This is a genomic window from Streptomyces amakusaensis, assembly GCF_039532665.1.
GTDB lineage: Bacteria > Actinomycetota > Actinomycetes > Streptomycetales > Streptomycetaceae > Streptomyces > Streptomyces amakusaensis.
In genome coordinates, this window is the sequence record NZ_BAAASB010000003.1 from 110,301 (window position 1) to 137,128 (window position 26,828).

Annotated in this window: 22 protein-coding genes, 2 tRNA genes and 1 pseudogene; 7 read left to right on the top strand and 18 right to left on the bottom strand. The window is 71.7% G+C overall.

The genetic code is table 11. From position 1 onward, the window contains the following. The first annotated feature begins 20 nt into the window (after positions 1-20). The 3 genes from ABD371_RS05675 (at position 21) to ABD371_RS05685 (ending at position 2,891) form a co-directional block, all read left to right on the top strand. On the top strand, positions 21-800 hold the full coding sequence (locus tag ABD371_RS05675) for an MBL fold metallo-hydrolase (protein WP_344473414.1): 780 nt from the start codon (positions 21-23) through the stop codon (positions 798-800). A gap of 9 nt (positions 801-809) precedes the next feature. Beyond that, the gene (locus tag ABD371_RS05680) at positions 810-1,613 is read left to right on the top strand and encodes a DUF3097 domain-containing protein (RefSeq protein WP_344473415.1); all 804 of its coding nucleotides are present in this window, start codon (positions 810-812) and stop codon (positions 1,611-1,613) included. 237 nt (positions 1,614-1,850) lie between these two features. Further along, positions 1,851-2,891, top strand: coding sequence for a PLL family lectin (locus tag ABD371_RS05685; protein WP_344473416.1), 1,041 nt, complete (start codon positions 1,851-1,853; stop codon positions 2,889-2,891). 45 nt (positions 2,892-2,936) lie between these two features. On the opposite strand, the gene hemW is transcribed toward ABD371_RS05685, so the two are convergent. The 3 genes from hemW to lepA all read right to left on the bottom strand — a co-directional run bounded on the left by hemW (position 2,937) and on the right by lepA (position 8,407). Continuing rightward, positions 2,937-4,169, bottom strand: a complete 1,233-nt coding sequence (gene hemW / locus ABD371_RS05690; RefSeq protein ID WP_344473417.1) for a radical SAM family heme chaperone HemW — start codon at positions 4,167-4,169, stop codon at positions 2,937-2,939. Positions 4,170-4,283: 114 nt separating this feature from the next. Next, a complete protein-coding gene (locus ABD371_RS05695) occupies positions 4,284-6,173 on the bottom strand; it encodes an AMP-dependent synthetase/ligase (RefSeq protein ID WP_344473418.1) in 1,890 nt (629 codons plus the stop codon). 365 nt (positions 6,174-6,538) lie between these two features. After that, complete coding sequence (lepA, locus tag ABD371_RS05700; RefSeq protein ID WP_344473421.1) at positions 6,539-8,407, bottom strand: translation elongation factor 4; 1,869 nt, start codon at positions 8,405-8,407, stop codon at positions 6,539-6,541. Between the two features lie 213 nt (positions 8,408-8,620). Between lepA and rpsT the strand changes: the two genes are divergently transcribed. Next, positions 8,621-8,887 carry a 30S ribosomal protein S20 gene (rpsT, locus tag ABD371_RS05705; protein WP_190122709.1) on the top strand — a complete coding sequence of 89 codons (267 nt, stop codon included), beginning with the start codon at positions 8,621-8,623 and terminating at the stop codon, positions 8,885-8,887. A 295-nt stretch (positions 8,888-9,182) separates the two neighbouring features. On the opposite strand, the gene holA is transcribed toward rpsT, so the two are convergent. Continuing rightward, positions 9,183-10,169: a DNA polymerase III subunit delta gene (gene holA / locus ABD371_RS05710; protein WP_344473425.1), complete on the bottom strand. Its 987-nt coding sequence runs from the start codon at positions 10,167-10,169 to the stop codon at positions 9,183-9,185. A gap of 56 nt (positions 10,170-10,225) precedes the next feature. Between holA and ABD371_RS05715 the strand changes: the two genes are divergently transcribed. After that, positions 10,226-10,471, top strand: coding sequence for a hypothetical protein (locus ABD371_RS05715; RefSeq protein ID WP_344473428.1), 246 nt, complete (start codon positions 10,226-10,228; stop codon positions 10,469-10,471). A 39-nt stretch (positions 10,472-10,510) separates the two neighbouring features. Here the strand turns inward: ABD371_RS05715 and ABD371_RS05720 are convergent, their stop codons facing one another. Then, positions 10,511-11,320 (bottom strand): arylamine N-acetyltransferase family protein, encoded by an 810-nt coding sequence (locus tag ABD371_RS05720; protein WP_344473430.1) that lies wholly within the window; start codon positions 11,318-11,320, stop codon positions 10,511-10,513. A gap of 101 nt (positions 11,321-11,421) precedes the next feature. Between ABD371_RS05720 and ABD371_RS05725 the strand changes: the two genes are divergently transcribed. Continuing rightward, on the top strand, positions 11,422-11,883 hold the full coding sequence (locus ABD371_RS05725) for a pyridoxamine 5'-phosphate oxidase family protein (protein WP_344473432.1): 462 nt from the start codon (positions 11,422-11,424) through the stop codon (positions 11,881-11,883). 36 nt (positions 11,884-11,919) lie between these two features. On the opposite strand, the pseudogene ABD371_RS05730 reads toward ABD371_RS05725, so the two are convergent. The 13 genes and pseudogenes from ABD371_RS05730 to ABD371_RS05790 form a co-directional block, all read right to left on the bottom strand. After that, positions 11,920-14,481: pseudogene (locus tag ABD371_RS05730) on the bottom strand (ComEC/Rec2 family competence protein); the annotation flags it as partial. Then, positions 14,478-15,473: a helix-hairpin-helix domain-containing protein gene (locus ABD371_RS05735; protein WP_344473434.1), complete on the bottom strand. Its 996-nt coding sequence runs from the start codon at positions 15,471-15,473 to the stop codon at positions 14,478-14,480. The gene ABD371_RS05735 and the pseudogene ABD371_RS05730, both read right to left, overlap by 4 nt. A 131-nt stretch (positions 15,474-15,604) precedes the next feature. Further along, a complete protein-coding gene (locus ABD371_RS05740) occupies positions 15,605-16,450 on the bottom strand; it encodes a DegV family protein (protein WP_344473436.1) in 846 nt (281 codons plus the stop codon). 112 nt (positions 16,451-16,562) lie between these two features. Next, positions 16,563-17,330: a hypothetical protein gene (locus ABD371_RS05745; RefSeq protein WP_344473438.1), complete on the bottom strand. Its 768-nt coding sequence runs from the start codon at positions 17,328-17,330 to the stop codon at positions 16,563-16,565. A 157-nt stretch (positions 17,331-17,487) separates the two neighbouring features. Further along, positions 17,488-20,355: a leucine--tRNA ligase gene (gene leuS, locus ABD371_RS05750; protein ID WP_344473440.1), complete on the bottom strand. Its 2,868-nt coding sequence runs from the start codon at positions 20,353-20,355 to the stop codon at positions 17,488-17,490. Positions 20,356-20,694: 339 nt separating this feature from the next. After that, a tRNA-Ala gene (locus ABD371_RS05755) sits at positions 20,695-20,767 on the bottom strand. 204 nt (positions 20,768-20,971) lie between these two features. Beyond that, a complete protein-coding gene (locus ABD371_RS05760; protein WP_190122700.1) occupies positions 20,972-21,205 on the bottom strand; it encodes a hypothetical protein in 234 nt (77 codons plus the stop codon). 268 nt (positions 21,206-21,473) lie between these two features. Then, positions 21,474-21,546: transfer RNA gene (locus ABD371_RS05765), tRNA-Ala, on the bottom strand. 150 nt (positions 21,547-21,696) lie between these two features. After that, positions 21,697-22,353 (bottom strand): histidine phosphatase family protein, encoded by a 657-nt coding sequence (locus tag ABD371_RS05770; RefSeq protein WP_344474077.1) that lies wholly within the window; start codon positions 22,351-22,353, stop codon positions 21,697-21,699. Continuing rightward, on the bottom strand, positions 22,350-22,781 hold the full coding sequence (gene rsfS, locus ABD371_RS05775) for a ribosome silencing factor (protein ID WP_344473443.1): 432 nt from the start codon (positions 22,779-22,781) through the stop codon (positions 22,350-22,352). Before rsfS ends, ABD371_RS05770 begins: the two co-directional genes overlap by 4 nt. A 131-nt stretch (positions 22,782-22,912) precedes the next feature. After that, positions 22,913-24,586 (bottom strand): LCP family protein, encoded by a 1,674-nt coding sequence (locus tag ABD371_RS05780; RefSeq protein ID WP_344473445.1) that lies wholly within the window; start codon positions 24,584-24,586, stop codon positions 22,913-22,915. A 19-nt stretch (positions 24,587-24,605) separates the two neighbouring features. Beyond that, positions 24,606-25,229, bottom strand: coding sequence for a nicotinate-nucleotide adenylyltransferase (gene nadD / locus ABD371_RS05785; RefSeq protein WP_344473447.1), 624 nt, complete (start codon positions 25,227-25,229; stop codon positions 24,606-24,608). A gap of 47 nt (positions 25,230-25,276) precedes the next feature. Then, complete coding sequence (locus ABD371_RS05790) at positions 25,277-25,438, bottom strand: hypothetical protein (protein ID WP_190122696.1); 162 nt, start codon at positions 25,436-25,438, stop codon at positions 25,277-25,279. 301 nt (positions 25,439-25,739) lie between these two features. On the opposite strand from ABD371_RS05790, the gene ABD371_RS05795 reads away from it, so the two are divergent. After that, positions 25,740-26,828, top strand: coding sequence for a M48 family metallopeptidase (locus tag ABD371_RS05795; protein ID WP_344473449.1), 1,089 nt, complete (start codon positions 25,740-25,742; stop codon positions 26,826-26,828).

The window sequence follows — 26,828 nt, forward strand, 5'->3', positions numbered from 1 at the left end:
ACTGCCAGTAGCGTCGCGGTATGAACGTGAGTTGGGAAGACCACGGCTGGGAACGGCTGGCCGACACGGTGGGCCGGCGCAGACTCCCCGGCTGGGACGCGACCTGCGGACTGATCGTGGGTTCCGGGGGCGCGCTGCTGTACGACACGGGCTCCACCCTGCGGGAGGGCGCGGAGCTGCGCGCCCAGGCCGAGGCGCTGCTGCGGGGCCGGCGGGTGACGCATATCGCACTGGGCCATCCCCATTTCGACCATGTGATGGGGACCGCGGCCTTCGCGGGGGCCCGGGTGTACGGCGCGGCGGGCGTGGACGCGCTGCTGCGGCGGGAGCGGGACACGCTCCGCCTCGACGCGGTACGCCACGGGGTCGCGCCGGACGAGGCGGCGGAGGCGGCCGATGTGCTGGTCGCGCCGGAGCACCTGGTCTCCGGGGAGCTGACCCTGGACCTGGGGGGCGGCTGCCGGGTGCTGCTGGCGAACGTGGGCCCGGGGCACACCGGGCACGATCTGGCGGCCTTCGTGCCGGGCCGGCCGGAGGCCGCCGGGAGCCCCGGCGCTCCCGGTGTTCCCGGTGTTCCCGGTGTTCCCGGCATCGTGTTCTGCGGCGATCTGGTGGAGGAGTCCGGCGAACCGCAGGCGGGCCCGGACGCGACGGGTGCGCGCTGGCCCGCCGCGCTGGACCGGCTGCTGGCGCTCGGCGGCGAGGACGCGCTCTATGTGCCGGGGCACGGCGCGGTGGTCGGCGCGGCCTTCGTGCGCGCCCAGCGGGACGCGCTGGCGGAGCGGTTCGCCGTGTCGTAGCGTCGCCGAATGCGCAGCTACCACCCCGATCTGACCCCGCCCTGGAAGAAGTCGGCCCCGGCCCCCGAGGTGCCCGCCGACCCCGATCTGGTGGTGGAGGAGGTGACCACGGGCTTCTGCGGCGCGGTGACCGGCTGCGAGGCCGGGACGGTGACGCTGGAGGACCGCTTCGGCAAGCGCCGGGTCTTCCCGCTGGCCGCCCGGGGCTTTCTGCTGGAGGGCGCGGTGGTGACACTGGTCCGCCCGGCGGCGCGGGCGGCCTCCCCCGCGGCCCGTACGGCTTCGGGGTCGGTCGCGGTGCCGGGCGCGCGGGCCCGGGTGGCGCGGGCGGGGCGGATCTATGTCGAGGGGCGGCACGACGCGGAGCTGGTGGAGCGGGTCTGGGGCGACGATCTGCGGATCGAGGGGGTGGTGGTCGAGTATCTGGAGGGCATCGACGATCTCCCGGCCGTCGTCGCGGAGTTCGGCCCCGGCCCGGACGCCCGGCTGGGGGTGCTGGTGGATCATCTGGTCCCCGGCTCCAAGGAGTCCCGGATCGCCGCGCGGGTCACTGGATCCGATGTGCTGGTGGTGGGCCATCCGTACATCGACGTCTGGGAGGCCGTGAAGCCGTCCTCGCTGGGGATCGCGGCATGGCCGGTGGTGCCGCGCGGCGAGGACTGGAAGACGGGGGTGTGCCGGGCCCTGGGCTGGCCGGAGAACACGGGCGCGGCCTGGCAGCACATTCTGTCGAGGGTGGGTTCGTACCGGGATCTGGAGCCGGCGCTGCTGGGGCGGGTCGAGGAGCTGATCGACTTCGTGACCGCGGAATGACGGCGGAATGACGGCGAAAGGCCCTGGATCAGCCCTGGATCAGCCCTGGATTGATCACCGGATGAGGGCGGGTTGACGGGATGAATATGTGAATAAGTCTCCTTCAGGTCAGTATTGCGACTTTGAGCCGTTAATCACTCCTGTCGTGTAATAACCGCCGACCGTGGACAACTCCTCCCTGCGACAGCGCGCACACTCTGGGTAGCCAGTACACGCCGCAGACTGAGGAGGACAGCCATGGCTCTCGACCCCGGCCTCGCGAGTCTCCGCGCCGCGCGGGACGCGGACGACCGCCTCGAAGCGTTCGCCACCGGCTCGGACGGCACGCTCCGGCACATCCGGCAGAGCGGACCCGGCGGCTCCTGGGCCACCGAGTGGGTCGGCCGGGGAGGCTCGCTCACCACCGACCCCACGGTCTTCCGCAACGCCGACGGCCGGCTGGAGGTCTTCGCGGGCGGCCCCGACGGCCGGGTGTGGCACCTCTGGCAGACCGCGCCCGGCGGCGGCTGGACGACGGCCTGGCGACCGCTGGGCGAGCAGCGGGTGCTGGGGCGGCGCATCGCCGTCTTCCAGAGCGCCGACGGCCGGCTGGAGGTCTTCGTCCGGGGCGAGGACAGCGCGCTCTGGCACATCTGGCAGACCTCGCCCGGCGGCCGGTGGCACGACCGGTGGATCTCCCGGGGCGGGGTGCTGCGCGGCTGCCCCGCCGTCTTCCAGAACCACGACGGGCGGCTGGAGGTCTTCGTGCGCGGCGGCGACGACGCCCTGTGGCACCGGTGGCAGACCGCTCCGAACGGCCCCTGGAACCCCGGCTGGGTCTCGCGCGGCGGCGATCTGCGGGCCGATCCCGCGGTCTTCCCCAACAGGGACGGCCGGCTGGAGGTCTTCGCCAAGGCCCCCGACAACACGCTGCGCCACATCTGGCAGACCGTGCCCGGCGGCTCCTGGCACCAGAGCTGGGCCAATCGCGGCGGGCCCAGGATCGGGGTGCCCGCCGTCTCCCAGGAGGCCGACGGGCGGCTGGTGGTCTTCGCCCGGGGGACCGATCTGGGCGCGTGGCGGGCGGCGCAGCAGGTGCCGGGCGGCAGCTGGAGCGACTGGCAGGCGCACGGCGGGCTGCTCGCCACCGATCCCGTGCTCGGGCGCAACGCCGACGGCCGGCTGGAATCGCTCCACCTCAGCTTCGACAACGCCCTCTGGCACAAGTGGCAGACCTCGCCCAACAACGGCTGGACCGCCAGCTGGGCGGCGCGCGGCGGGAGTCTGGCGGCCCTCTGAGCCCCGGCCCGGACTCCCCGGACTCCCCCGGCCCCTTCAGACCACTCAGTCCACCAGGTCGCGGACGACGGCGTCGGCCAGCAGCCGGCCGCGCAGGGTCAGCACCCCGAGCCCCCGCTCGTACGCCGTCTCCTCCAGCAGCCCGTCCGCGAGCGCCTTGCGGGAGGCCGCCAGGCCGTCCGGCTTCAGCAGCGACAGCGGCACCCCGTCCCGCAGCCGCAGCTCCAGCATGATCCGCTCCACCCTGCGGTCCTCGTTCGGCAGCAGTTCCCGGGCCGCGCCGGGCGAGCGGCCCCCGGCCAGCGCCGCCGCGTAGGCGCCGGGGTGCTTCACATTCCACCAGCGCACCCCGCCGACATGGCTGTGCGCGCCGGGGCCCGCGCCCCACCAGTCCGCGCCCCGCCAGTACAGCTCGTTGTGCAGGCAGCGGCCGGCCTCGGAGGTCGCCCAGTTGGAGACCTCGTACCAGGAGTAGCCCGCGTCGGCGAGGACGGAGTCGGCGATCAGATAGCGGTCGGCGTGGATGTCGTCGTCGGTCATCGGCACCTCGCCGCGCCTGATGCGGCGCGCCAGCTGGGTGCCCTCCTCCACGATCAGCGCGTACGCCGAGATGTGGTCGGGCCCCGCCTCCACCGCCGCCGCCAGGGTGGCGCGCCAGTCCTCGTCGCTCTCCCCCGGGGTGCCGTAGATCAGATCCAGGTTCACATGCTCGAACCCGGCCGCCCGGGCCTCGGCCACACACGCCTCGGGCCTGCCGGGCGTGTGGGTGCGGTCGAGGACCTTCAGCACATGCTGCCGGGCGCTCTGCATCCCGAAGGAGATCCGGTTGAACCCCCCGGCCCGCAGCTCGGCCAGATACTCCGGGTTCACCGAGTCCGGATTGGCCTCGGTGGTGATCTCCGCGTCGTCGGCGAGGCCGAACTCCTCCCGTACGACGCCGAGCATCGCCACCAGATCGGCGGCGGCCAGCAGCGTCGGCGTACCCCCTCCGACGAACACCGTGCGGGCCCGGCGGGGGTCGTCGCCGAGGACCTTGCGGGCGAGCCGGATCTCGTCGGCGAGAGTGTCGGCGTAATTGTCGCGGGAGGCCAGCACACCGCCCGAGCCGCGCAGCTCGGTGGCCGTGTAGGTGTTGAAGTCGCAGTAGCCGCAGCGCGTGGCGCAGTACGGAACATGCAGATAGAAGGCGAGCGGCCGGTCACCGGCCCCGGCGAGGGCGGAAGCGGGGAGCGACCCGTCCTCGGGCATGGTCTCGCCGTCGGGCAGTACGGAAGGCATGTCCTCCATTGTCCGTCACCGGCGCGGCGAGCGGTGCCGCGGCCGGTGACGGACGGCCCCCGGAGCGGGCGCGAGGGCCCGCCGGGGGGGGCGGTCCGGGGGCTGTCCGCGGTGCTACGCCTCCCGTTCCCCGGCGTACATCTCCTCGATCAGGTGCTGGAACTCACGCTCGACCACCGGCCGCCTCAGCTTGAGGCTGGGGGTGAGGTCGCCGTGCTCCACATCGAGGTCCCGGGGCAGCAGCCGGAACTTCTTGATCGTCTGCCAGCGCTGGAGCCCTTCGTTGAGCCGGTCGACATAGCCCTGGAGCAGCTCGCGGGCGGCGGGGGCGGCGAGCACCTCGGCGTAGGTCTTGCCGTCGAGGCCGTGTTCCTTCGCCCAGTTCAGAAGGGTCGGCTCGTCCAGGGCGATCAGCGCGGTGCAGTAGTTGCGGTTGGCTCCGACGACGATCATGTTGGAGACGAACGGGCAGAGGGCCTTGAACTGGATCTCCAGCTCGGTGGGGGCGATGTACTTCCCGCCGGAGGTCTTGATCAGGTCCTTCTTGCGGTCGGTGATGCTCAGATAGCCGTCCGGGGAGAGTTCGCCGATGTCCCCGGTGTGCAGCCAGCCGTCCGGCTCCAGCACTTCCCCGGTCTTCTCGGGGAGCCCGTGGTAGCCCTCCATGATCCCGGGGCCGCGCAGCAGGATCTCGCCGTCGTCGGCGATCCGCACCTCGGTGCCGGGCAGCGGCTTGCCGACCGTGCCGGTGCGGTAGGCCTCGCCGGGGTTGACGAAGGACGCGGCGCTGGACTCGGTGAGTCCGTACCCCTCCAGGATGTGGATCCCCGCGCCGCCGAAGAAGTGGCCCAGCTCGGGCGAGAGGGCGGCGGAGCCGGAGACGGCGGCGCGCAGCCGGCCGCCGAAGGCCGCGCGGAGCTTGGCGTAGACGAGCTTGTCGGCGACCTTGTGCTTGGCGGTCAGGGCGAAGGGCGCGGAGACGGTGCCGGTGCGGCGGAAATTGTCCTGGGTGGCTTTGGAGTACTCGCGGGAGACCTCGGCCGCCCACTGGAAGATCTTGTACTTGGCGGGGCCGCCGGCCCGGGCCTTGGCGGCGACGCCGTTGTAGACCTTCTCGAAGATGCGCGGCACGGCGGCCATGTAGGTCGGCCGGACGACCGGCAGATTCTCGACGATCTTGTCGATACGGCCGTCCACGGCGATCACATGACCGAGTTCGATCTGCCCCGAGAGCAGCACCTTGCCGAAGACATGGGCGAGGGGCAGCCAGAGGTACTGGAGATCGTCCTTGGAAAGCAGCCCGGTCGCGGCGATCGCCTTCGCCATGTACGACCAGTTGTCGTGCGGCAGCCGTACGCCCTTGGGCGGGCCGGTGGTGCCGGAGGTGTAGATCACGGTCGCCAGCTGATCGGCGGTGATCGCCTCGATGCGCTTCCTGACGGCTTCGGGGTGCTGTCGCAGATACGCGGCTCCGCGCGCCTCCAGCTCGGCGAGGGTGAGCACCCAGCCGTCGGGGTCGTCCTCCTCGGCCGTCACCCCCGTGCCGTCGATGACGACGACATGCCGCAGCTCGGGCAGCTCGGCGCGCCGCTCGCGCGCCTTGGCCAGCTGGACGGCGTCCTCGGCGATGAGGACGCGGCTGCCGGAGTCGGCGAGGATGTACGCCGACTGCTCGGCGTTGGTGGAGGGGTAGACGGTCGTGGTGGCGCCGCCCGCGCACATCACCCCGAGGTCGGCGACGATCCACTCGATACGGGTGGCGGAGAGCAGGGCGACCCGCTCCTCCGGTTCGATACCGAGACCGATCAGACCGGCGGCGACGGCGTAGACCCGTTCGGCGGCCCCGCTCCAGCTGAGCGATTTCCAGCCATCGGGGCCGCGCCCGGACGCGGCGGGCACGGGATGGCGGAAGGCCTCGGCGTCCGGGGTCGCCGCGACGCGTTCGGCGAAGAGGGCGGCCACCGATGGCGGCCGGTTCTCGATCTGGGTCTGTGTGTCGCTCACGACGTCCTCCGGGCCTGCGGCAGCACTGCACGACGGGCTGGCTCTTTAACTGGCGAGTAACCAACGAGCCGTGATCAGAGTAGAGCGCACTCTGCCGGTGCGTAAGGGGATGCGGGCTGCCGCTTGATAACGAAGAACACGGCCCGGCGGGGGACGGAGGGGGCTGTCCGGACGGCTCCGGAGACGGCGAAAGCGCCCGCCCCGGGGATGGGACGGACGCTTTCCCCACGCTTCTCCCCGCCGCTGCGGGAAAGGGGCGACCCTCTGCGGAACGAATTACTCCGGTCCTGCCCGGGGCGTGTCCCGGGTGAGTCGCGGGCGCGTCGTGGGTGCGTGACGGGCCCGTGACGGGTGAGCAGCGGTGGCTACTTCTTGCTCTTGCCGCCGCTCTCGTCACTGGAGAGGACGGCGATGAAGGCGTCCTGCGGAACCTCCACGCTGCCGACCATCTTCATCCGCTTCTTGCCCTCCTTCTGCTTCTCCAGCAGCTTCCGCTTACGGGAGATGTCACCGCCGTAGCACTTGGCGAGGACGTCCTTGCGGATGGCGCGGATGGTCTCACGGGCGATGACCCGCGAGCCGATGGCGGCCTGGATCGGCACCTCGAAGGCCTGCCGGGGGATCAGCTCGCGCAGCTTGGCGACGAGCCGCACGCCATAGGCGTACGCGGCGTCCTTGTGGGTGACCGCGGAGAACGCGTCGACCTTGTCGCCGTGGAGCAGGATGTCCACCTTGACCAGGCTGGAGGCCTGCTCGCCGGTGGGCTCGTAGTCGAGCGAGGCATAGCCGCGGGTCTTGGACTTCAGCTGGTCGAAGAAGTCGAAGACGATCTCGGCGAGGGGGAGGGTGTAGCGGATCTCGACCCGGTCCTCGGAGAGATAGTCCATGCCGATGAGGGTGCCCCGGCGGGTCTGGCACAGCTCCATGATCGCGCCGATGAACTCGCTGGGCGCGAGGATGGTGGCCCGGACGACGGGCTCGTACACGTCCGAGATCTTGCCCTCGGGGAACTCGCTCGGGTTGGTGACCGTGTGCTCGGTCCCGTCCTCCATGAGGACGCGGTAGACCACGTTGGGCGCGGTGGCGATCAGATCGAGGCCGAACTCGCGCTCCAGCCGCTCCCGGATCACATCCAGGTGCAGCAGACCGAGGAAGCCGACGCGGAAGCCGAAGCCGAGCGCGGCGGAGGTCTCCGGCTCGTAGACCAGCGCGGCGTCGTTGAGCTGGAGCTTGTCGAGGGCGTCGCGCAGCTCCGGGTAGTCGGAGCCGTCCAGCGGGTAGAGGCCGGAGAACACCATCGGCTTGGGATCCTTGTAGCCGCCGAGCGCCTCGGTGGCTCCCTTGTGCTGCTGCGTGATGGTGTCGCCGACCTTGGACTGCCGGACGTCCTTCACACCGGTGATCAGATAGCCGACCTCGCCGACGCCGAGGCCGTCGGCCGGGAGCATCTCGGGCGAGTTGGTGCCGATCTCCAGCAGCTCGTGGGTCGCGCCGGTGGACATCATCCGGATCCGCTCGCGCTTGCCGAGCTGGCCGTCGATGACTCGCACATAGGTGACGACGCCCCGGTAGGAGTCATAGACCGAGTCGAAGATCATGGCGCGGGCGGGGGCGTCGACGACCCCGACGGGGGCGGGGACCTCGCGCACCACACGGTCGAGCAGCGCCTCGACGCCGAGACCGGTCTTCGCCGAGACCTTCAGCACATCGTCCGGGTCGCAGCCGACCAGGTTGGCCAGCTCCTCGGCGAACTTCTCCGGCTGGGCGGCCGGAAGGTCGATCTTGTTGAGGACGGGAACGATGGCGAGATCGTTCTCCATCGCCAGATAGAGGTTGGCGAGGGTCTGCGCCTCGATGCCCTGGGCCGCGTCCACCAGCAGGATCGTGCCTTCACAGGCGGCCAGGGAACGGGAGACCTCATAGGTGAAGTCCACGTGCCCCGGGGTGTCGATCATGTTGAGGATGTGGGTCGTGCCCTGGCCTTCGCCCTCCTTGGGGGCCCAGGGCAGCCGGACGGCCTGGGACTTGATCGTGATGCCGCGCTCGCGCTCGATGTCCATCCGGTCGAGATACTGAGCACGCATCTGCCGCTGGTCGACCACACCGGTCAGCTGAAGCATCCGGTCGGCAAGCGTGGACTTGCCGTGGTCGATGTGCGCGATGATGCAGAAATTGCGGATCAGCGCCGGGTCTGTACGGCTCGGCTCGGGCACGTTGGAAGGAGTCGCGGGCACGCAGGGTCCTGATTCTTGAGACGCGGGGCGTCTCGTCTCGGGCGATGGCGGATCGATACGTAGCCCCCATCGTCCCACGGGTGAGGGACTGCGGCCGGTTTGGGCCGCCGCTGATGCTGCTGGTAGCCTGGCTAGCTGTGTCTCATTCCCTGGTGTATTCCATGGCGCACGAGACGCTCATCGAAGATCAATCGAACCTGAGAAGGCTCTTTCGTGGCGAACATCAAGTCCCAGATCAAGCGGAACAAGACGAACGAGAAGGCGCGCCTGCGCAACAAGGCCGTCAAGTCTTCGCTCAAGACCGCTATCCGCAAGGCCCGTGAGGCCGCTGCCGCGGGCGACGTCGAGAAGGCCACTGCGGCCACTCGCGAGGCCACCCGCAAGCTCGACAAGGCTGTCTCCAAGGGTGTCATCCACAAGAACGCCGCCGCCAACAAGAAGTCGGCGCTGGCGTCCAAGCTGGTCTCCCTGCAGGGCTGAGCACTCTTGCTGTGACTCCGGCGCGGCGCCCTCCGGGGTGAATCGCCGGACGACTTGATCGCCGGACGGACCCGAGCGGGCCCTCTCTCATCCGCTCCCCGACCGGCATCCCCCCGGACTCGCACTTGGACCTGCGTTCGCCACGCGGGTGCGAGTCCACCGCAAGACCTCGCCAAGGCCCCTGATCCCTTCTTCTCCCGTCCTTCCCCAGGACGGAGGAACCGGGACCGGGGGCCTTCGGCATGCCCGGGGCCCGCTGTGGGTCCCGGGCCGTGCCCGGCCGCCGCGCCAGGGGTCAGGCGCGGGCCCGGGCGGCGCGGGCGATGGCCACGACGGCCTTCTCCAGCGCGTACTCCGGATCGTCCCCGCCGCCCTTCACCCCCGCGTCCGCCTCCGCGACCGCCCGCAGCGCCACCGCCACCCCGTCCGGCGTCCATCCCCGCATCTGCTGACGCACCCTGTCGATCTTCCAGGGCGGCATCCCCAGCTCCCGGGCCAGATCGGCCGGCCGGCCGCCCCGCGCGGAGGAGAGCTTCCCGATCGCCCGCACCCCCTGGGCCAGCGCACTGGTGATCAGCACGGGCGCGACCCCGGTCGAGAGCGACCACCGCAGCGCCTCCAGCGCCTCGGCCGCCCGCCCCTCCACCGCCCGGTCGGCGACGGTGAAGCTGGAGGCCTCGGCCCGGCCCGTGTAGTAGCGGCCGACGACGGCCTCGTCGATCGTGCCCTCGACATCCGCCACCAGCTGTGACACCGCGCTGGCCAGCTCCCGGAGATCGCTCCCGATGGAGTCCACCAGCGCCTGGCACGCCTCCGGCGTCGCCGACCGGCCCAGGGTCCGGAACTCGGACCGCACGAAGGAGAGCCGCTCGGCGGGCTTGGTCGTCTTGGGACAGGCGACCTCGCGCGCCCCGGCCTTGCGGGCGGCGTCCAGCAGCCCCTTGCCCTTCGCGCCCCCGGGGTGGAGCAGGACCAGGGTGATCTCCTCCACCGGAGCGGAGAGATACCCCTTGATGTCCTTGATCGTGTCGGCGGACAGATCCTGGGCGTTCCGCACGATCACGACTTTGCGCTCGGCGAAGAGCGACGGGCTCGTCAGCTCGGCGAGGGTGCCCGGCTGAAGCTGGTCGGCGGTGAGGTCGCGCACATCGGTGTCGGCGTCGGCGGCGCGCGCCGCCGCCACCACCTGTCGCACCGCGCGGTCGAGAAGCAGATCCTCCTGGCCCACGGCGAGCGTGACGGGGGCGAGCGGATCGTCGGTCGAATTCTTCCTGGTGGCCATCGCGTCCAGCATCCCACGGGCCACTGACACCCTCCGGCGTGCCGGAGAATACGGGGGTGAGCGATGGACGACATGTACTGGTGCTGCCCGACCGCGACGCCGCCGAGGAGGTGGCGCGGGAGCTGGCCGACGGCTTCGGTGTGGCCGAGGAACCCCAGCTGGTGCGGGACGCGCTGGCCGGCGAGGACGACGCCGAGGACGCCCAGTGGCTGGTCGTGGTGGAGGACCCCGCAGCCCGGCTGGACCCCGCCGCCCTCGACGCGCTCGTCGCCGAGTACGACGGGTGGCTGGAGGCCCCCTGAGCGGCCGGGCCCGGCGCGGGCCCGGCCGCTCCCGGCCTTCTAGGCGCCCGGGCCGCCCAGCTCGTCCCACGGGCTCTGCCCGCCGGACTCGCGCGGATCGGGCGGAAGCCGGTCGAGCAGCAGCCCGAAGTGGTCGCGGTAGGCGGCCAGGACCGCCGCGTCGTCGGCCAGCCGCTCCCGCCCGCGCTCGCCGCGCACGGTGCGGACCAGCTCGCGCCCGCTGAGGGTGACCCGGCCGTCGGCGGTGAGCCTGGAGCAGACCAGGGACTTGAGGAAGGGCGACCGGGGCGATGTGCTGTGCCACCAGGCACCGCCCCGGAAGTCCTGGAGCGGGTGCGGCCTGGTCTCCAGTCGGTACTGGGGCTTCCCGTCCCGGTGCACATCGAGGTCGCCCTCGTCGGTGGCGATGATCCTGAAGGTCCCGGCGGGGTCCTTCTGGTCCCCCCGCTCGTCGAACGCCAGCGGGTGGTGCGAGTTGTCGCCGAACCCCACGTCGACGAGCCACCGCCCGCCGTCCTCCGTCTCCACCAGCAGGGCGAGATGGTCGTAGGGGATGCCGAGCAGACCGTTCTCGTCGTAGACCTGGGCCTGCAACAGACCGACCCCGAACCCGAGGTCGCGCAGCAGCGCGGCGAACGCCCCGTTGAGTTCGTAGCAGAAGCCGCCGCGCCGCCGCTCCACCACCTTGGCGACGAGCGCCGCCTCCTCCAGCACGATCTCCTCGCGTAAATGGACCGAGAGATTCTCGAAGGGGACGGCCAGCAGGTGCCGCACTTGGAGATCGCGGAGGGCTTCGAGGTCGGCACGGCGGGGGCGCTCGGCCCCGATACGGCGAAGGTATGCGTCCATGTGATCAGTCTGCGCCCGGGGCGCGCCGCGCACCATGGTCTTCCGGTCTTAGGACCTGCGTCGGAGGCGCGAGGGGGGCCGGGCCGACTACCGTGCGGGGAATGACCGTTGAGAGGGAGCCGGCGCGCACGCCGGAGCAGCGCAAGCGGGACGTACTGGCGAAGCTGGAGACGGAGGAGGACGTCTGGGTGGCCACCGCGGCGGGGGCGGGTGAGCCCACCCTGGTGCCGCTGTCGTTCGTCTGGGACCGGCAGACGCTGCTGATGTCCACCCGGCGGACGAACCCGACCGCGCGCAATGTGACCCCGACCGGACGGATGGTCCTCACTCTGGGGCACACCAGGGACGTGGTGCTGATCGAGGGCACCGCCGAGGTGGTGGAGGGGGCGGACCTGGAGCCCGAGTCGGCCGAGGCGTTCACGGTCAAGCAGCAGGGGTGGGACCCCCGTCTGCAGAAGCCCTGGGTCTTCCTCCGGGTGACTCCGTCGACTGTGAAGGCCTGGCGCGAGGTGAACGAGATCGCCGGCCGGGACCTGATGCGGGACGGTGTCTGGCTGGTCTGACCGAACAGCCCCGGCATCCCCTCCCGGGCTCTCCCGGCGCGGATGCGCCCGCAGCCCCGGGCCCGCTCCGGTGACCGCGATCGGCCCGGACCGGTCGGTGCTCAGCACCACGGCTCCCCGGGCCTGGAGGGCGGCCACGGTGAGCGGAGAGGGATGGCCGTAGGTGTTGTCCCGGCCCGCCGAGATCAGAGCCATCCTCGGGCGCACGGCGTGCAGCAGGGCGGGGTGCTGCTGAGCGGATCCGTGGTGAGCCACCTTGAGGACGTCCACCGGCGGCAGCGCGGGATGGGCGAGCAGCAGCTCCCGCTGGGCCGGCGGTTCCAGGTCCCCGAGGAGCAGCAGGGTCGGGCCGTCGTCGATCCGCGCGAGCATGGTGACGCTGGCGTCGTTGGGCTCCACCACCGGCGGTCCGCCGGGTGTCGTCAGGTCCGGGGCGGGACCGGGATCCGGCCAGAGCACCCGCCACTCCAGCCGCCCGGCGCGCCGCCGCTCCCCCGCCGCCGCCCGTACCAGCGGCACTCCCGCCCCCGCCGCGACCCTGCGGACGAACGCGCTCTGCTCCCTGGGCTCTTCGAGCGTCGTGGTCTGCACCGCGCCGACCGCCCGGCCCCGCAGCGCTCCGGGCAGCCCTCTGACATGGTCGGCGTGGAAGTGCGTCAGCACGATCAGCGGGATCGCCCTGACCCCCAGATCACGCAGACAGCGATCCATCAGCTCCGGGTCGGGCCCCACGTCCACCACCACCGCCGTGCCGTCGCCCGCCGCGAGCACCGCGGCGTCGCCCTGACCCACATCGCACAGGGCGAATGTCCAGCCGGGCGGCGGCCAGCCGGTGACGGCCCTGGTCAGCGGGGCCGGGCGGAGGATCGCGAGCAGGAGCAGCAAGGCGCAGCCGACGGCCGTCCAGGGGTGATGCCGCAGCCGGCGGACGGTGAGCAATCCCAGCGCGGTGACCGCCGCGAGCAGCAGCCCGCCGCGCCAGCCGTCCGGCCAGGCCAGCTCGGCTCCCGGCAGTGACGCCCCGGCCCGGGCGACCGAGGCGATCCAGTCGGCGGGCCAGCCCGCGAGACGGGCGAGCGCCTCGGCCGCCGGCATGGACACCGTGGCGGCGGCGAGCGCGGCGAAGCCCAGGACGGTGGCCGGGGCCACGGCGAACTCGGCGATCAGATTGCTGGGGATCGCGACCAGGCTGACCCGGGCGGCGAAGACCGCGACCACGGGGGCGCACACCGCCTGTGCCGCCCCGGCGGCCGCCAGCGCCTCCGCGAGCCTCGGCGGCACGCCCCGGCGGCACAGGGCCGCGCTCCAGCCGGGTGCGACGGTGAGCAGCGCGCCGGTGGCCAGCACGGAGAGCAGGAAGCCGTAGCTGCGGGACAGCTCCGGGAGGCAGAGGACCAGCAGGAGCACGGCTGCGGCGAGCGCGGGAATAAGGGAGCGGCGGCGGCCGGTGCCGATCGCGAGCAGGGTGAGCGCCCCGCAGGCGGCTGCTCTGAGGACGCTCGGCTCGGGTCTGCACACGACCACGAAGGCGAGCGTCAGCGCCCCTCCGGCGAGGGCTGTCCCGCGCAGGGTGATGCCCAGCCGGGGCGCGAGCCCGCCCCGCTCGGCGCGGAGCGCTCTGCCCGGTGGTCCGACGAGCACCATGAGGAGGATGGTGAGGTTGCTTCCGGAGACGGCGAGCAGATGTGTCAGATCGGTGGCCTCGAAGGCCCGCTGGAGGTCCGGGGCGATCCGGGAGGTGTCTCCGACGACCAGTCCGGGCAACAGGGCGCGGGCGTCCGGGGAGAGCCCGTCGGAGGCGCGGCGCAGCCCGGCTCTGAGTTCTCCGGCGGCGCGCTGCGCGGCGGTGGGTCCTCCGGTGATCTCCGGGCGGTCTCCTCTCACTCTCAGGACGGCGGCGAACCGGTCGTCCCCGTCGAGCGGGGGCGCGAGCCGGCCGGCCAGGCGCAGCCGGGTCGAGGGCAGCAGCCGCTGCCAGCGGGCGAGGTCTTTCCGGGAGAGCCCCGGCCGCACCACCGCCAGCACGGGCGTCCGGACGCGGGTGGCCGTCCCGTCGGAGGCGGTGACCCTGGTCGCCCGCGCGTCGAAGACCAGGGCTCTCGCCGCGCCCTGGCCGCCGACGGCCCGGGGGCGGGTGAGGCGGGGGTCGGAGTCGACCGTCAGCTCCACGGTGGCGTGGGCGTACCGCTGGGCCAGGGCGGGCAGCGGGCCGCGCCGCAGATCCGCCCCGTACAGCCCGGCGGTGGTGGCTCCGGCGGCGGCGCAGAGCAGGACCGCCGCGAGCGCGGTGGCGTTGGCCCTCGCGCGCGGCCGTCGGCCCCCCGGGTCCGGTGAACCGGCGGGAGGGGCCTGGCGTGCCCGCCGGAGCGCCGCGGCGGCGAGGACGACGCAGAGCGTCACGGCGACCGCCGTCCACCGTCCCGGGGCGCCCACGGCCACGGCGGAGGCCGCCCACGCGGCCAGGGCAGGGGGCACCAGCCGGAGATCGGCCGGCCCCTCCTGGCGCGGGTCCGCCGCGCCCAGTCGGCGGCCCGACGCGGCGTGCACCGCCCGGCGGGGGCGCGGCGCGGCGGGCGTCACCGGGTCGCGGCCGCTCATGGCCGTACCAGCGGCTGAAGGTCCGTGAACCGGCGGTCGCCGATCCCCTCCACCTCCCGCAGTTGGTCGACGGAACGGAATCCGCCCTGGCGGGTGCGGTAGTCGATGATGTGCCGCGCCAGCACCGGGCCCACCCCCGGCAGCGCGTCCAGCTGGTCGGCGGTGGCGGTGCTGAGGCTCAGCGGACCGGGGGACGTCCCGGGGGCCGCCGTGCCCGTGCCGGGAGCCGGCGGGGCCGTCTGGGCGGGCGGCGCGCCCACGACGACCTGCTCGCCGTCGATGAGCACCCGGGCCCGGTTGAGCCCGGTCAGATCCGCGCCCGGGGTGACTCCCCCGGCGGCCCGCAGCGCGTCGGCGACCCGGGAGCCTGCGGGCAGCCGGAGCACTCCCGGCCGCCGGACCTCGCCCCCGACGTCGACGACGACCCGCCCGGCCCCACCGGGCCCGGCCGTCGGTGTCGCGCGCGCCTGCGGCAGCGAGGCCGACACTCCGGGGCGGACCTGCTCCGGGGCTCGTACGCTCTGCGGCCGGCCGGCCCAGAAGTGCTGGAGGGCGAGGAGGACGGCCGCGACGAGGAGGACGGACAGGGCGGCCAGGGTCCTGGGCCTGAGTCCGCAGTGGAGCTGGATCCACAGCGGCAGCCGCTCCCGCAGCGCCGGGCCCGGCCGCCACCGCCCACCGGTCGCGGAGGCCGCCTTCGGCTCCGGAGCCGGGCCCTTCGGTGCCTCGGCGTCCGCGTCCGCGCGGGGATGCGGACGGGGATCGGTGGGGGTGCCGGTGGCACCGTCGGCCGCGGACCAGAGCCCTGCGGGCCCCCACGGCCGGGGCGGCCCGGCGGCGATCCGGCCGCCCCGTACGCGGGAGAGCGCACGGGCCGGTCCCCGGGCCGTGCGGCCCGGTCCGGGAGCCGCGCCGCGTCTGGCACGGGCACGGCTGTCGGAGGCCGGGGCGCGGCCCGGCCCGCTGGTCGCGGATCGTGATCGAGGAGCCATGAACAGGACGGTAGGGTCCCGCGCCGGAACCCGCCGAGCAGGCCGGATTCCGGTGGAGAACAACGGCGTTGTGGAAAACTCCGTCACCCTTCCGGGGCCCTGGGCGGGTGTTCCGACCGGTGGCGCCGGCTTCAGCGCGGCGAGACCACCGCGCCCAGCAGCCCCGGCCCGGTGTGCGCCCCGATCACCGCGCCCACCTCGCTGACATGGAGATCGACCAGCCCCGGCACCCGCTCCCGCAGCCGGTCCGCGAGCGCCTCGGCCCGCTCGGGGGCGGCCAGATGGTGCACCGCGATGTCCACGCCGCTCGCGCCCGCCTGCTCGACGGCGAGCTCCTCCAGCCGGGCGATCGCCTTGGACGCGGTGCGCACCTTCTCCAGCAGTTCGATCCGCCCGCCGTCCAGCCGCAGCAGCGGCTTCACCGCCAGCGCCGAGCCCAGCAGGGCCTGCGCGGCCCCGATCCGGCCGCCGCGCCGCAGATAGTCCAGGCTGTCGACGTAGAAGTGGGCGGAGGTGCCCGAGGCGCGTTTCTCCGCGGTGGCCACCACCTCGTCGGGGGAGCCGCCGCTCTCTGCGGTCTCGGCCGCCGCGAGCGCGCAGAACCCGAGGGCCATCGCGACCATCCCTGTGTCCACGACATGCACGGGCACGGGTGCGTCCTTGGCGGCGAGCACCGCGGCGTCATAGGTGCCGGACATCTCCGCGGAGAGATGCAGCGAGACGATTCCGGTCGCCCCGGCCGTCGCGGCGGCACGGTAGACCTCGGCGAAGGTTTCGGGGCTCGGCCGCGATGTGGTCACCGAGCGTCGTTTCTGCAACGCCTGCGCGAGCGAACGGGCCGAGATCTCGGTGCCCTCTTCGAAGGGGCGGCCGCCGAGGACGACGGTCAACGGCACCGCCACGATGCCGTGGCGTTCCATCGCCGGCGGCGGCAGGTAGGCCGTGGAATCGGTGACGATCGCGACATGGCGGGACATGAGCGGGAGGTTACCGGTCACGGGCACCGCACGGCAGCCTGGGTCCGGACCGGGCCACCGCCGCCGCCCCGGCCCGCATCGCCGCCACGGCCCCGGCCCGCCGTCCGCCCGGTCAGTTCCTGGTCTCGGGCTCGGGGCGGTCGGTCTTCTCCCAGGAGTACACGGTCCGCTGCCGGGGGTCACGCGCGGTGATCGCCTGAGGCTCCGCGGCCGGTCCGGGGGCCCCGGCAGGGGTCTCCGCAGCCGCGTCGAAGCCCGCCGTACCGGCGGACCCCGCCTGCGGCCGGCTCCCCCCGGTTCCAGTGGTCCCAGTTCCGGTTCCAGTTCCGCTCTCGGTCTCCGACCAGTGGCGCAGCGCCCCGGCCTCCATGTCGATCTCGGAGCTGAGCAGGTCCAGATCGTCGTCGGCGAACTTCCGCGCGCGGTCCCGCGCCGCCCAGCGCAGAGACTCCGCGGAGTGCGTGATCCGCTCCGTGCGCTCACGGAGGTCGGGCAGCCGGGAGGCCACCGTCGACCGGTCGGGCTCGCGCTCCAGGCGCTTCAGCTCGTCGTCCAGCTCACGGCCGTGCACACTCAGCCGCTCGAAGAGGACGATGGTCTCGGAGAGCGAGGCGTCTTCCGACGCCCCCGCCTGAAGGGCGTCCTGAGTGGCCCTCATCGAGGTGCGCAGCGACAGCCGCAGCTGCGCCAGCTCTCCGGCGACACCGACCTGGCCCAGGCTCTTGGCACGCAGCGTGGTGTCCTCGACCGTGCGGCGGGCCTGCGTGACCGTGCGCTCCACACCGCGCTTGGCGACGCCGACCGCCTTCACTGTGGCGTACACCCCCAGCGCCACCAAGGCGATGGCGAGCAGCGCCAGTATCGTGATCACGACATCCATGCGGACCCTTTCGGCGTCGGCTGTGTGCGCCGGCTGCGTACGTCGATTGTGCTTCCTCCACCGTAAACGCAACGGGCAGGCCGGGGGTTCCACCAGAACCCCCAACCTGCCCGTAGGGGTAACCCCGGGGGATCGCCGCCGGGGAGACCCGGCAGGACTACTCGGGGACGATGTTGACCAGCTTGGGCGCGCGCACGATCACCTTGCGGATGCCCGCGCCGGCGAGCGCCGCGACCACTCCCGCGTCGCCCAGCGCCAGCGCCTCCAGCTCCGCGTCGGAGATCGACGGGGAGACTTCGAGCCGCGCCTTGACCTTGCCCTTGATCTGCACCACGCAGATCACGGACTCGTCCACGACATACGCCGGGTCGGCGACCGGGAAGTCCTGGTGCACCACGGAGTCGGTGTGGCCCAGCTTGCGCCACAGCTCCTCGGCGATGTGCGGTGCCAGCGGCGCGACCAGCAGCACCAGGCTCTCGGCGACGCCGCGGGTCAGCGGACCGCCCGCCTTCGTCAGATGGTTGTTCAGCTCGGTGATCTTGGCGATCGCCGTGTTGAAGCGGAGCGCCGCCATGTCCTGTCCGACGCCGTCGATCGCCTTGTGCAGCGCGCGCAGCACGGTCACGTCCGCCTCGCCGTCGACGACGGTGACCTCACCGGTCGACTCGTCGACGATGTTGCGCCAGAGCCGCTGGAGCAGCCGGTACTGGCCGACGACGGCACGGGTGTCCCAGGGCCGGGAGACGTCCAGCGGGCCCATCGCCATCTCGTACAGACGCAGGGTGTCCGCGCCGTACTCGGCGGCGATCTCGTCCGGAGTGACGGCGTTCTTCAGGGACTTGCCCATCTTGCCCAGCTCGCGCCTGACCGGCTCGCCCTGGTACGCGAACGTCCCGTCGGGCAGCTCCTCGACCTCGGCGGCCGGGACCGGGAAGCCCCGGGCGTCCCGGTAGACATAGGCCTGGATCATGCCCTGGTTGTACAGCTTGTGGAAGGGCTCGGCGGAGGAGACGTGGCCCAGGTCGAACAGGACCTTGGACCAGAACCGCGCGTACAGCAGGTGCAGTACGGCGTGCTCGGCACCGCCGACGTACAGATCGACGCCGCCGTGCGGCATGCCGTCGCGCGGGCCCATCCAGTAGCGCTCGATGTCGGGCGCGACCAGCTGCTCGCTGTTGTGCGGGTCCAGATAGCGCAGCTCGTACCAGCACGACCCGGCCCAGTTGGGCATGGTGTTGGTCTCGCGGCGGTACCGCCGGGGGCCGTCGCCCAGGTCGAGGGTGACATTGACCCACTCGGCGTTGCGGGAGAGCGGGGTCTCGGGCCGGCTGTCGGCGTCCTCGGGGTCGAAGGTGCGCGGCGAGTAGTCGTCGACCTCCGGCAGCTCCAGCGGCAGCATCGACTCGGGCAGCGGGTGCGCGACGCCGTCCTCGTCGTAGACGATCGGGAAGGGCTCGCCCCAGTACCGCTGCCGGCTGAACAGCCAGTCGCGCAGCCGGAAGTTGATCGTGCCCTCGCCGATGCCGCGCTCGTTCAGCCAGCCGGTGATGCGCGCCTTGGCCTCGGCGACCTCCAGGCCGTCCAGCGAGATCTCGTCGTTGGAGGAGTTGATCGCCGGGCCCTGGCCGGTGAAGGCCTCGCCCTCCCAGCCCTCCGGCGGCCGTACGGTACGGATGATCGGCAGGCTGAACGCCTCGGCGAACTCCCAGTCGCGCTCGTCCTGGCCGGGTACGGCCATGATCGCGCCGGTGCCGTAGCCCATCAGGACGTAGTCGGCGACGAAGACCGGGATACGGGTGCCGGTGACCGGGTTGACGGCGTACGCGCCGCTGAAGACGCCGGTCTTGTTCTTGTGCTCGGTCTGGCGCTCGACGTCGCTCTTGGTCTGCGCCTGCTTGCGGTACGCGGCCACGGCCTCCGCCGGGGTGGCGGCACCGCCGGTCCACGTCTCCTTGACGCCCTGGGGCCACTCGGCGGGCAGGATCGAGTCGATCAGGCCGTGCTCGGGCGCCAGCACCATGTACGTCGCGCCGAACAGGGTGTCGGGGCGGGTGGTGAAGACGGTGACCTTGGCGTCGTCGTGGCCTTCCACGGCGAAGTCGACCCGCGCGCCCTCGGAGCGGCCGATCCAGTTGCGCTGCTGGAGCTTGATCGCCTCGGGCCAGTCCAGGGCGTCCAGATCGTCCAGCAGCCGGTCGGCGTAGGCGGTGATCCGCATGTTCCACTGGCGCAGCTTGGCCTTGAAGACCGGGAAGTTGCCGCGCTCGGACCGGCCGTCGGCGGTGACCTCCTCGTTCGCCAGCACGGTGCCCAGACCGGGGGACCAGTTGACGGGAGCGTCGGAGGCGTACGCCAGGCGGTAGCGGCCCAGCGCTTCGGCGCGCTCGACGGCGCTCAGTTCACTCCAGGGGCGCGTGGTGCCCTCGACCGCGCGCTCGCCGCTCTCGAACTGCGCCACCAGCTCCGCGATCGGGCGGGCCTTCCGGGCGGTCTCGTCGTACCAGGAGTTGAAGATCTGGAGGAAGATCCACTGGGTCCACTTGTAGTACTCCGGGTCGATCGTCGCGATCGACCGGCGCTGGTCGTGGCCCAGGCCCAGCCTGCGCAGCTGGCGCTTCATGTTCGCCATGGCCTCTTCGGTCGACACCCGGGGGTGGGTGCCGGTGGCGACGGCGTGCTGCTCGGCGGGCAGGCCGAAGGCGTCGAAGCCCAGGGTGTGGAGCACATTGTGCCCGGTCATGCGCTGATGGCGGGCGAAGACGTCCGTGGCGATGTAGCCCAGGGGGTGTCCGACGTGCAGACCCGCGCCCGAGGGGTACGGGAACATGTCCATGATGAACTTCTTGGGCCTGGCCACCGCCGAGGGGTCCCCGGCCAGGTCCCCGCTCGGGTTGGGCGCCTCGTACGTGCCGTCGGCGTCCCAGAAGTCCTGCCAGCGCGCCTCCACATCGGCGGCCATGGCGGCCGTGTAGCGGTGAGGTGCGGCCACCTCGGCGGCGGAAGCAGCAGAATTCGTCTCGCTCATGATCCTTAAAGCTCCATCGATCGTCTCTGCCAGCGGTTCACGGGGGGCGTGTCCCGGAAACAAAAGGACCCCTCACACAGGAGGGGACGCCGCGCCGATTCCGACCGGATCTCTTCATCCGCCGGGACTGATCAGCGCGGCTCGCTAAGCAGAAGGCGTACGGCACGCATGGCTTCAGGGTACCGCAGCGGGCGTTCCGGGCGCGGGGACGGGCACCGCCGGGGCTCGGGCGCGACGGCCCGGGGGCTTCGCGGGCCGCCCGGGGAGGCGAGGGGTCCGGCCGGCGGGCAACGCGGAAGCGGTGGGCACCCGACCGGGTGACCCACCGCTTCTTCACTGTGGAGCTAAGGAGAATTGAACTCCTGACCTCCTGCATGCCATGCAGGCGCTCTACCAACTGAGCTATAGCCCCTTGCGAGATGCCGCCGTTCCGAACTTTTCTCCGTTGCGGCGACGTGGACAACATTAACGCCCCCTCGCGCGCTTCACCAAATCCGTTCCCGCGACCCCGCGAGGAACCCGGCGCGCGGGGGGACCCGACCACCGAGGAAGGCCGGAAAACGACTGTCGCGGAGGGCCTCCCGGGGCTGCCCCCGGGCCGCGCGGCGGACGGCTCTCAGTCGGTGGCGAACGAGTAGAAGCGCTTCAGGGTGCAGTGCTCGTCGAGGAGGCGGCCGTAGATCGGCTCGCCCTCCAGCTCACGGTAGGTCTCGATCGGGTCGCCTTTTATGATCAGCGCCCGAGCGCACTCCTCGCACCAGTACTGGTACTCGGGGTTGATGGGATCCATGTCGCGGACAATCGGCGTACCGCTGCCGCACCAGTCGCATTTACGCCTGTGTGCCCCCATCGCTCAGCTCCAGCTGTGACCGCAGGACGTACACACGTAAGAAACTCCGCCGTTGTCGCCGAGGACCTGGGCGACATGCACGGATCCGCAGGACGGGCAGCCGAGGAGAGCCGACATGGCGTTCCCTTCCCGCTCTGGCCGGTGGTCCCTTCCGGCCGTCCGATTCTGCCATGACCACGCAAGCAGGTCAGCGGCGTTGACACGAAGGGATGCGTGAAACGCCGAATCCCGCCCTCTATCGAGGACGGGATCCGTGCGTTTCATTCTGTGGAGCTAAGGAGAATTGAACTCCTGACCTCCTGCATGCCATGCAGGCGCTCTACCAACTGAGCTATAGCCCCTTGTGTTCTTCGCGCTCTGCGCTGCGAACAAGAAGAACTTTAGCCTGCGACCTGCCCGAAAGCGAAATCCGGGGGTACGGGCCCTGGCCGGACCACTCCGGTCCGGCCGGGCCGGCCGTGTACGGGCCGGTCCCGGAGGCCGGGCCGGAGTCAGTCGTCGTCGCCGAGGACCGGTTCCGGGAGGGTGCCGGCGTTGTGCTCCAGCAGCCGCCAGCCGCGCGCGCCCTCGCCCAGCACCGACCAGCAGCAGTTGGAGAGCCCGCCCAGGCTCTCCCAGTGCTGGGACTCCAGGCCGAGGAGACGGCCGATGGTGGTGCGTATGGTGCCGCCGTGGCTGGCCACGACGAGGGTGCCGTCCTCGGGGAGCTTCTCCGCGTGGCGCAGCACCACGGGAGCGGCCCGGTCGGCGACCTCGCTCTCCAGTTCGCCACCGCCCCGGCGCACCGGCTCGCCGCGCTTCCACGCGGAGTACTCGTCGCCGTACCGCTTGATGATCTCCTGGTGGCTCAGCCCCTGCCAGACGCCCGCGTAGGTCTCGCGCAGGGCCTGGTCGTACTGGACGGGGAGGCCGGTCAGCCCGGCCAGCTCCTCGGCCGTGGCCGAGGCCCGCTTCAGGTCGGAGGCGATGATCGCGTCCGGCTTGAGGGAGGCGAGCAGCCGGGCCGCCCGGCGCGCCTGGGCGACACCGGTCTCGGTCAGCGCGATGTCCGTGGTGCCCTGGAAGCGGCGCTCCAGGTTCCACGACGTCTGACCGTGCCGCCACAGGACTATCCGGCGGCCGGTCTTCTTGTAGGCGTCCTCGTTCAGCTCAACTCACCGTCCGGGTTGCCGGTCAGCCGGGCGTGCTCCTGTCCCTTGCCACGGGTCTTCAGGGCGTCCTCGGGCAGCGGCAGCTCGGGGCAGTCCTTCCAGAGCCGCTCCAGGGCGTAGAAGACACGCTCCTCGCTGTGCTGGACGTGGACGACGATGTCGACGTAGTCGAGAAGGATCCAGCGGGCGTCGCGGTCGCCTTCGCGGCGCACCGGCTTGACGCCCAGCTCCTTGTTCAGCCGCTCCTCGATCTCGTCGACGATCGACTTGACCTGACGGTCGTTGGGGGCGGAGGCGAGCAGGAAGGCGTCGGTGATCGACAGCACATCGCTGACGTCGTACGCGATGATGTCGTGGGCGAGCAGGTCGGCAGCCGCCTGGGCGGCGGTGCTGACGAGCTCGATGGAGCGGTCCGTAGCGGTCACAAGCAGGCTTTCGTCGGCGGTCGGATGACCCCACCAGGGTCTCACGTACCGCCGACACTCCTCGCGGCGATTACCTGTCCATGATCGTCGTTATGCCGTCCGTGCAGGTCACACGGTGCCTGTCGGCCTCATCACCCCGTCTTGAAGTCCTGGCCGAGCACCACGCTGACGTCGGCGTTGGGGGCTGTGTCGCCCTTCTTCACCGCGCCGGCGGGCAGGCCCAGGGTCTTGGCGACCTCGATCGCCTCCTCCTTGCGCGCCTCGTCACCGTAGGTGACCTGTGAGGCGGTCGCGGGGTCGGCCTTGCCGCCGTCGACGACCGCGTAGCCGCCGTTGACCAGGGAGACCCGGGCGGTCTCGGTGGCCGTGGTGGCGCCGGTGGCGTTCCTGATGCCGACGCGGACGGCGTCCCCCTTGTCGGGTGCGCTGACCGAGCCGCCGAGGATGTCCTTGACGACCGTGCCGGAGGCCTGTGCGGTGAGGGTGCCGTCCTGCTGCACGGGGAGCAGCTCGGTCTTGTGGTCGCCGCCCTTGGCCCGCTCGGCCAGCTTCGCCAGCGAAGCACCCAGGTCACTCTCGGTGAGGGAGGGGTCGAGGATCTGCGCGAGGGTCTCCACGGTGACGGTGGCCGACCTGGCGTCGCTCGGGAGCTTCTTCAGCACGGCCTGCATGACCTGGCCGAACCGGGCCAGCTGGCGGGGCTCGGCCTCGCCGGGCGCGCGGTGGGTGGCGTACGCGACGGCCGCGCGGCCGTTCAGGGTCTGGTTCTCGCCCTTCCCGACCAGCGGGGCGTCGCCGCTCTTGGCCCCGGGGACGGCGGTGTCGGTGGTCAGGTCGATGCCGCCGACCAGTTCCACCAGGTTCTCCAGGAAGGGGGTGTCCAGCCGCCAGGTGCCGGTGATCTTCGCGCCGAGGAGGGTGCCGACCGCCTCCCGGGTGCCGTCCGAGCCGTCGTCCTCGACGGACTTGGCGAGGGTGGTCACGGTGCCGTCGTCATTGGCGACGGTGAGCGCGCCAGGCAGCAGGACGGTGGCGGCCTGCCGGGTGGTGACGTTGTCCACGAGGAGGGCCGTGGAGGTGCCCTTCTTCTTGGTGTTGTGCAGATGCAGCACGATCACGTCCCGCTTCTGCGGGCCGGCGGCGGAGGAGCCGCCCGCCGACGACTGGCCGGGCCGTGTCTGCGCGTACCAGAGGTAGCCGCCCGCGCCCACGACGAGAAGCGCCAGGACCACGATGAGGGCGATGTTCCGGACGCGACCGCGGCGCTTGGCCTCCTCGCGGCGCTCGGAACGGCTCTCGGTGAACTTCAGCCAGTCGATGACGTCTTCGGAGTCGGCGTCCGGCTCTTCTATGAAGGAGAACTGTTCGGTGCGGTAGTCGCGTTCGCCCTCGGGCCGCCGCTGACCGGGGACGACGGCTTCGCCCCGGCTCCGCTCCGCCTCCGCGGGGGCGGGCGGCGGTTGCTGCGGCGGCTGCTGCTGCTGCGACTGCTGCGCGGAGGGCTCGTATCCCTGGCCGTATCCCTGCGTGTGCCCCGGGTCCGGCTGCTGTTGGGCGTACGGGTCGTACTGCTGGGGCTGCTGGTACGACACGGGCTGCGGCTGCGCGTACGGGTCGTAGCCGTACAGCCGGCCCTGGCTCTGGCCAGGGTCCGGCTGCTGCTGCGGTTGTTGTTGCTGCTGGGCGTACGGGTCGTACTGCTGGGGCTGCTGGGGCTGTTCATAGACCGGCTGCCCGTACTCGTCGTAGCCGACGATCCCCGGCTGCGGGTAATACGGGTCGTACGGGTTCTGCTGGTCGTTCACCGGTGCCCCTCTCCGCGGCTCACTCGCCGCGGTACAACTGCCGCTTGTCGATGTAGCGCACCACACCGTCGGGCACGAGATACCAGACCGGGTCGTCCTGGGCGACCCTCCCCCGGCAGTCGGTCGAGGAGATCGCCAGCGCGGGGACCTCCACCAGGGAGACCTTCCCCTCGGGCAGTCCGTCGTCCGTCAGATCGTGACCCGGCCGGGTCACACCGACGAAGTGCGCCAGCGAGAACAGCTCGGTGGCGTCCCGCCAGCCGAGGATCTGCGAGAGCGCGTCGGCTCCGGTGATGAAGAACAGGTCCGCGTTCGTGTTGAGGGAGCGCAGATCCCGCAGGGTGTCGATGGTGTACGTCGGCCCCGGGCGGTCGATGTCGATCCGGCTGACCGAGAACTGCGGGTTGGACGCCGTGGCGATGACCGTCATCAGATAGCGGTCCTCGGCGGGCGAGACCGCTTTCTCGCTCTTCTGCCACGGCTGCCCGGTCGGCACGAACACCACCTCGTCGAGGTGGAACAGGGCGGCCACCTCACTGGCGGCCACCAGGTGTCCGTGGTGGATCGGGTCGAACGTCCCGCCCATCACGCCGAGTCGCCGCCGGCCGGGCACCGAGCCCACCGGTACTTCCTGCTCTCCCATGCGTGCAGAGCCTACTGGCACGGCGGCCCGGCCCGACCCCCCGGCCGTCAGCGGTCGCGGTTGAAGCGGGTGGTGATCCACAGCAGCAGCAGGAGCACGGCCAGCGCGCCGGCGCCGGTGACGATCGGTTCGAGGCTCTGGTGGCGGCCCCCGCCCTCGGCGCCCTCGGCGAGAGTGACCAGGTGGGTGGCGGTGCTGGTGAGGCTCATCTTCGGCGGGCCCTTATCGATCGGAGAAACAAAGCGGAGAGACTTCGCCCACATCGTATGCGGGCGGCTCGGGCACGCTCACGCCGACTCGGTCGTTGTGGTGATCACGACGCCGTTCCGGCGGTGGCACCGAGTCGGCACAGGGCTTGCGACGCCTGGCCGTTCCGGGGTTATCCACAGGCTCCGACGGCCACTGGGCCCACCGCCTACGCTGGGGTCTGTCAGGGGGACGAGCACGTCAGCCACACCATCACCGCACCATGAACCACCAAGCACCATCCGGGTCACACAGGGGGCAGGAATGACCGAAAGCAATCAGGAGAATGTGCCGAGTCGGCAGCGGAAGCGCTTCCCCGGCATCTCCTCCCGGGCGTACGAACATCCCGCGGACCGCTCGGCGCTGATCGCGCTGCGCAAGCTCACCGGGTTCGACACCGTCTTCAAGGCGCTGAGCGGGCTGCTGCCGGAGCGCAGTCTGCGGCTGCTCTTCCTCTCCGACTCGGTACGGGTCGGAGAGCGGCAGTTCGCCCATCTCCACTCCATGCTGAGGGACGCCTGTTACATCCTGGACCTGGAGAAGGTCCCGGCGATGTACGTCACCCAGGATCCGCGTCCCAACGCCATGTGCATCGGCCTCGACGAGCCGATCATCGTGGTCTCCACCGGTCTGGTGGAGCTGCTGGACGAGGAGGAGATGCGGGCGGTCGTGGGCCACGAGGTGGGTCACGCCCTCTCCGGGCACTCCGTCTACCGCACGGTCCTGCTCTTCCTCACCAATCTGGCGCTCAAGGTCGCCTGGATCCCGCTCGGCAATGTGGCGATCATGGCGATCGTCACCGCGCTCCGGGAGTGGTTCCGCAAGTCGGAGCTGTCGGCGGACCGGGCGGGGCTGCTGGTGGGACAGGATCTCCAGGCCTCGATGCGCGGGCTGATGAAGATCGCCGGCGGCAATCACCTCCATGAGATGAACGTGGACGCGTTCCTGGAGCAGGCCGAGGAGTACGAGGCGGCGGGCGATCTCCGTGACTCCGTGCTGAAGATCCTCAATGTGCTGCCGCGTTCGCACCCGTTCACCACCGTGCGGGCGGCCGAGCTGAAGAAGTGGGCCGAGAGCCGCGACTACCAGCGGATCATGGACGGCCACTACCCCAAGCGCTCGGAGGACCGGGACACCTCGGTCACCGACTCGTTCCGCGAGTCCGCCTCGCACTACGCGGACACCGTGCGCACCAGCAAGGATCCGCTGATGAAGCTGGTCGGCGACATAGCCGGCGGCGCGGGCGACCTGGGCGGCAAGCTGCGCGACAAGTTCACCGGAAACGGCAGCGGCACCGGAAACGGCAGCGGCACCGGAAACGGCAGCGGGAACAGCAACGGCACCGCGGGCTGA

Bases quoted from the DNA above. Each gene is read 5' to 3' on its own strand.
- ABD371_RS05675 (WP_344473414.1), top strand. From the start codon at position 21: ATGAACGTGAGTTGGGAAGACCACGGCTGGGAACGGCTGGCCGACACG.
- ABD371_RS05680 (WP_344473415.1), top strand. From the start codon at position 810: ATGCGCAGCTACCACCCCGATCTGACCCCGCCCTGGAAGAAGTCGGCC.
- ABD371_RS05685 (WP_344473416.1), top strand. From the start codon at position 1,851: ATGGCTCTCGACCCCGGCCTCGCGAGTCTCCGCGCCGCGCGGGACGCG.
- hemW (WP_344473417.1), bottom strand. From the start codon at position 4,169: ATGCCTTCCGTACTGCCCGACGGCGAGACCATGCCCGAGGACGGGTCG.
- holA (WP_344473425.1), bottom strand. From the start codon at position 10,169: ATGGCCACCAGGAAGAATTCGACCGACGATCCGCTCGCCCCCGTCACG.
- ABD371_RS05720 (WP_344473430.1), bottom strand. From the start codon at position 11,320: ATGGACGCATACCTTCGCCGTATCGGGGCCGAGCGCCCCCGCCGTGCC.
- ABD371_RS05725 (WP_344473432.1), top strand. From the start codon at position 11,422: ATGACCGTTGAGAGGGAGCCGGCGCGCACGCCGGAGCAGCGCAAGCGG.
- ABD371_RS05735 (WP_344473434.1), bottom strand. From the start codon at position 15,473: ATGGCTCCTCGATCACGATCCGCGACCAGCGGGCCGGGCCGCGCCCCG.
- ABD371_RS05740 (WP_344473436.1), bottom strand. From the start codon at position 16,450: ATGTCCCGCCATGTCGCGATCGTCACCGATTCCACGGCCTACCTGCCG.
- ABD371_RS05745 (WP_344473438.1), bottom strand. From the start codon at position 17,330: ATGGATGTCGTGATCACGATACTGGCGCTGCTCGCCATCGCCTTGGTG.
- leuS (WP_344473440.1), bottom strand. From the start codon at position 20,355: ATGAGCGAGACGAATTCTGCTGCTTCCGCCGCCGAGGTGGCCGCACCT.
- ABD371_RS05760 (WP_190122700.1), bottom strand. From the start codon at position 21,205: ATGGGGGCACACAGGCGTAAATGCGACTGGTGCGGCAGCGGTACGCCG.
- nadD (WP_344473447.1), bottom strand. From the start codon at position 25,229: ATGGGAGAGCAGGAAGTACCGGTGGGCTCGGTGCCCGGCCGGCGGCGA.
- ABD371_RS05790 (WP_190122696.1), bottom strand. From the start codon at position 25,438: ATGAGCCTCACCAGCACCGCCACCCACCTGGTCACTCTCGCCGAGGGC.
- ABD371_RS05795 (WP_344473449.1), top strand. From the start codon at position 25,740: ATGACCGAAAGCAATCAGGAGAATGTGCCGAGTCGGCAGCGGAAGCGC.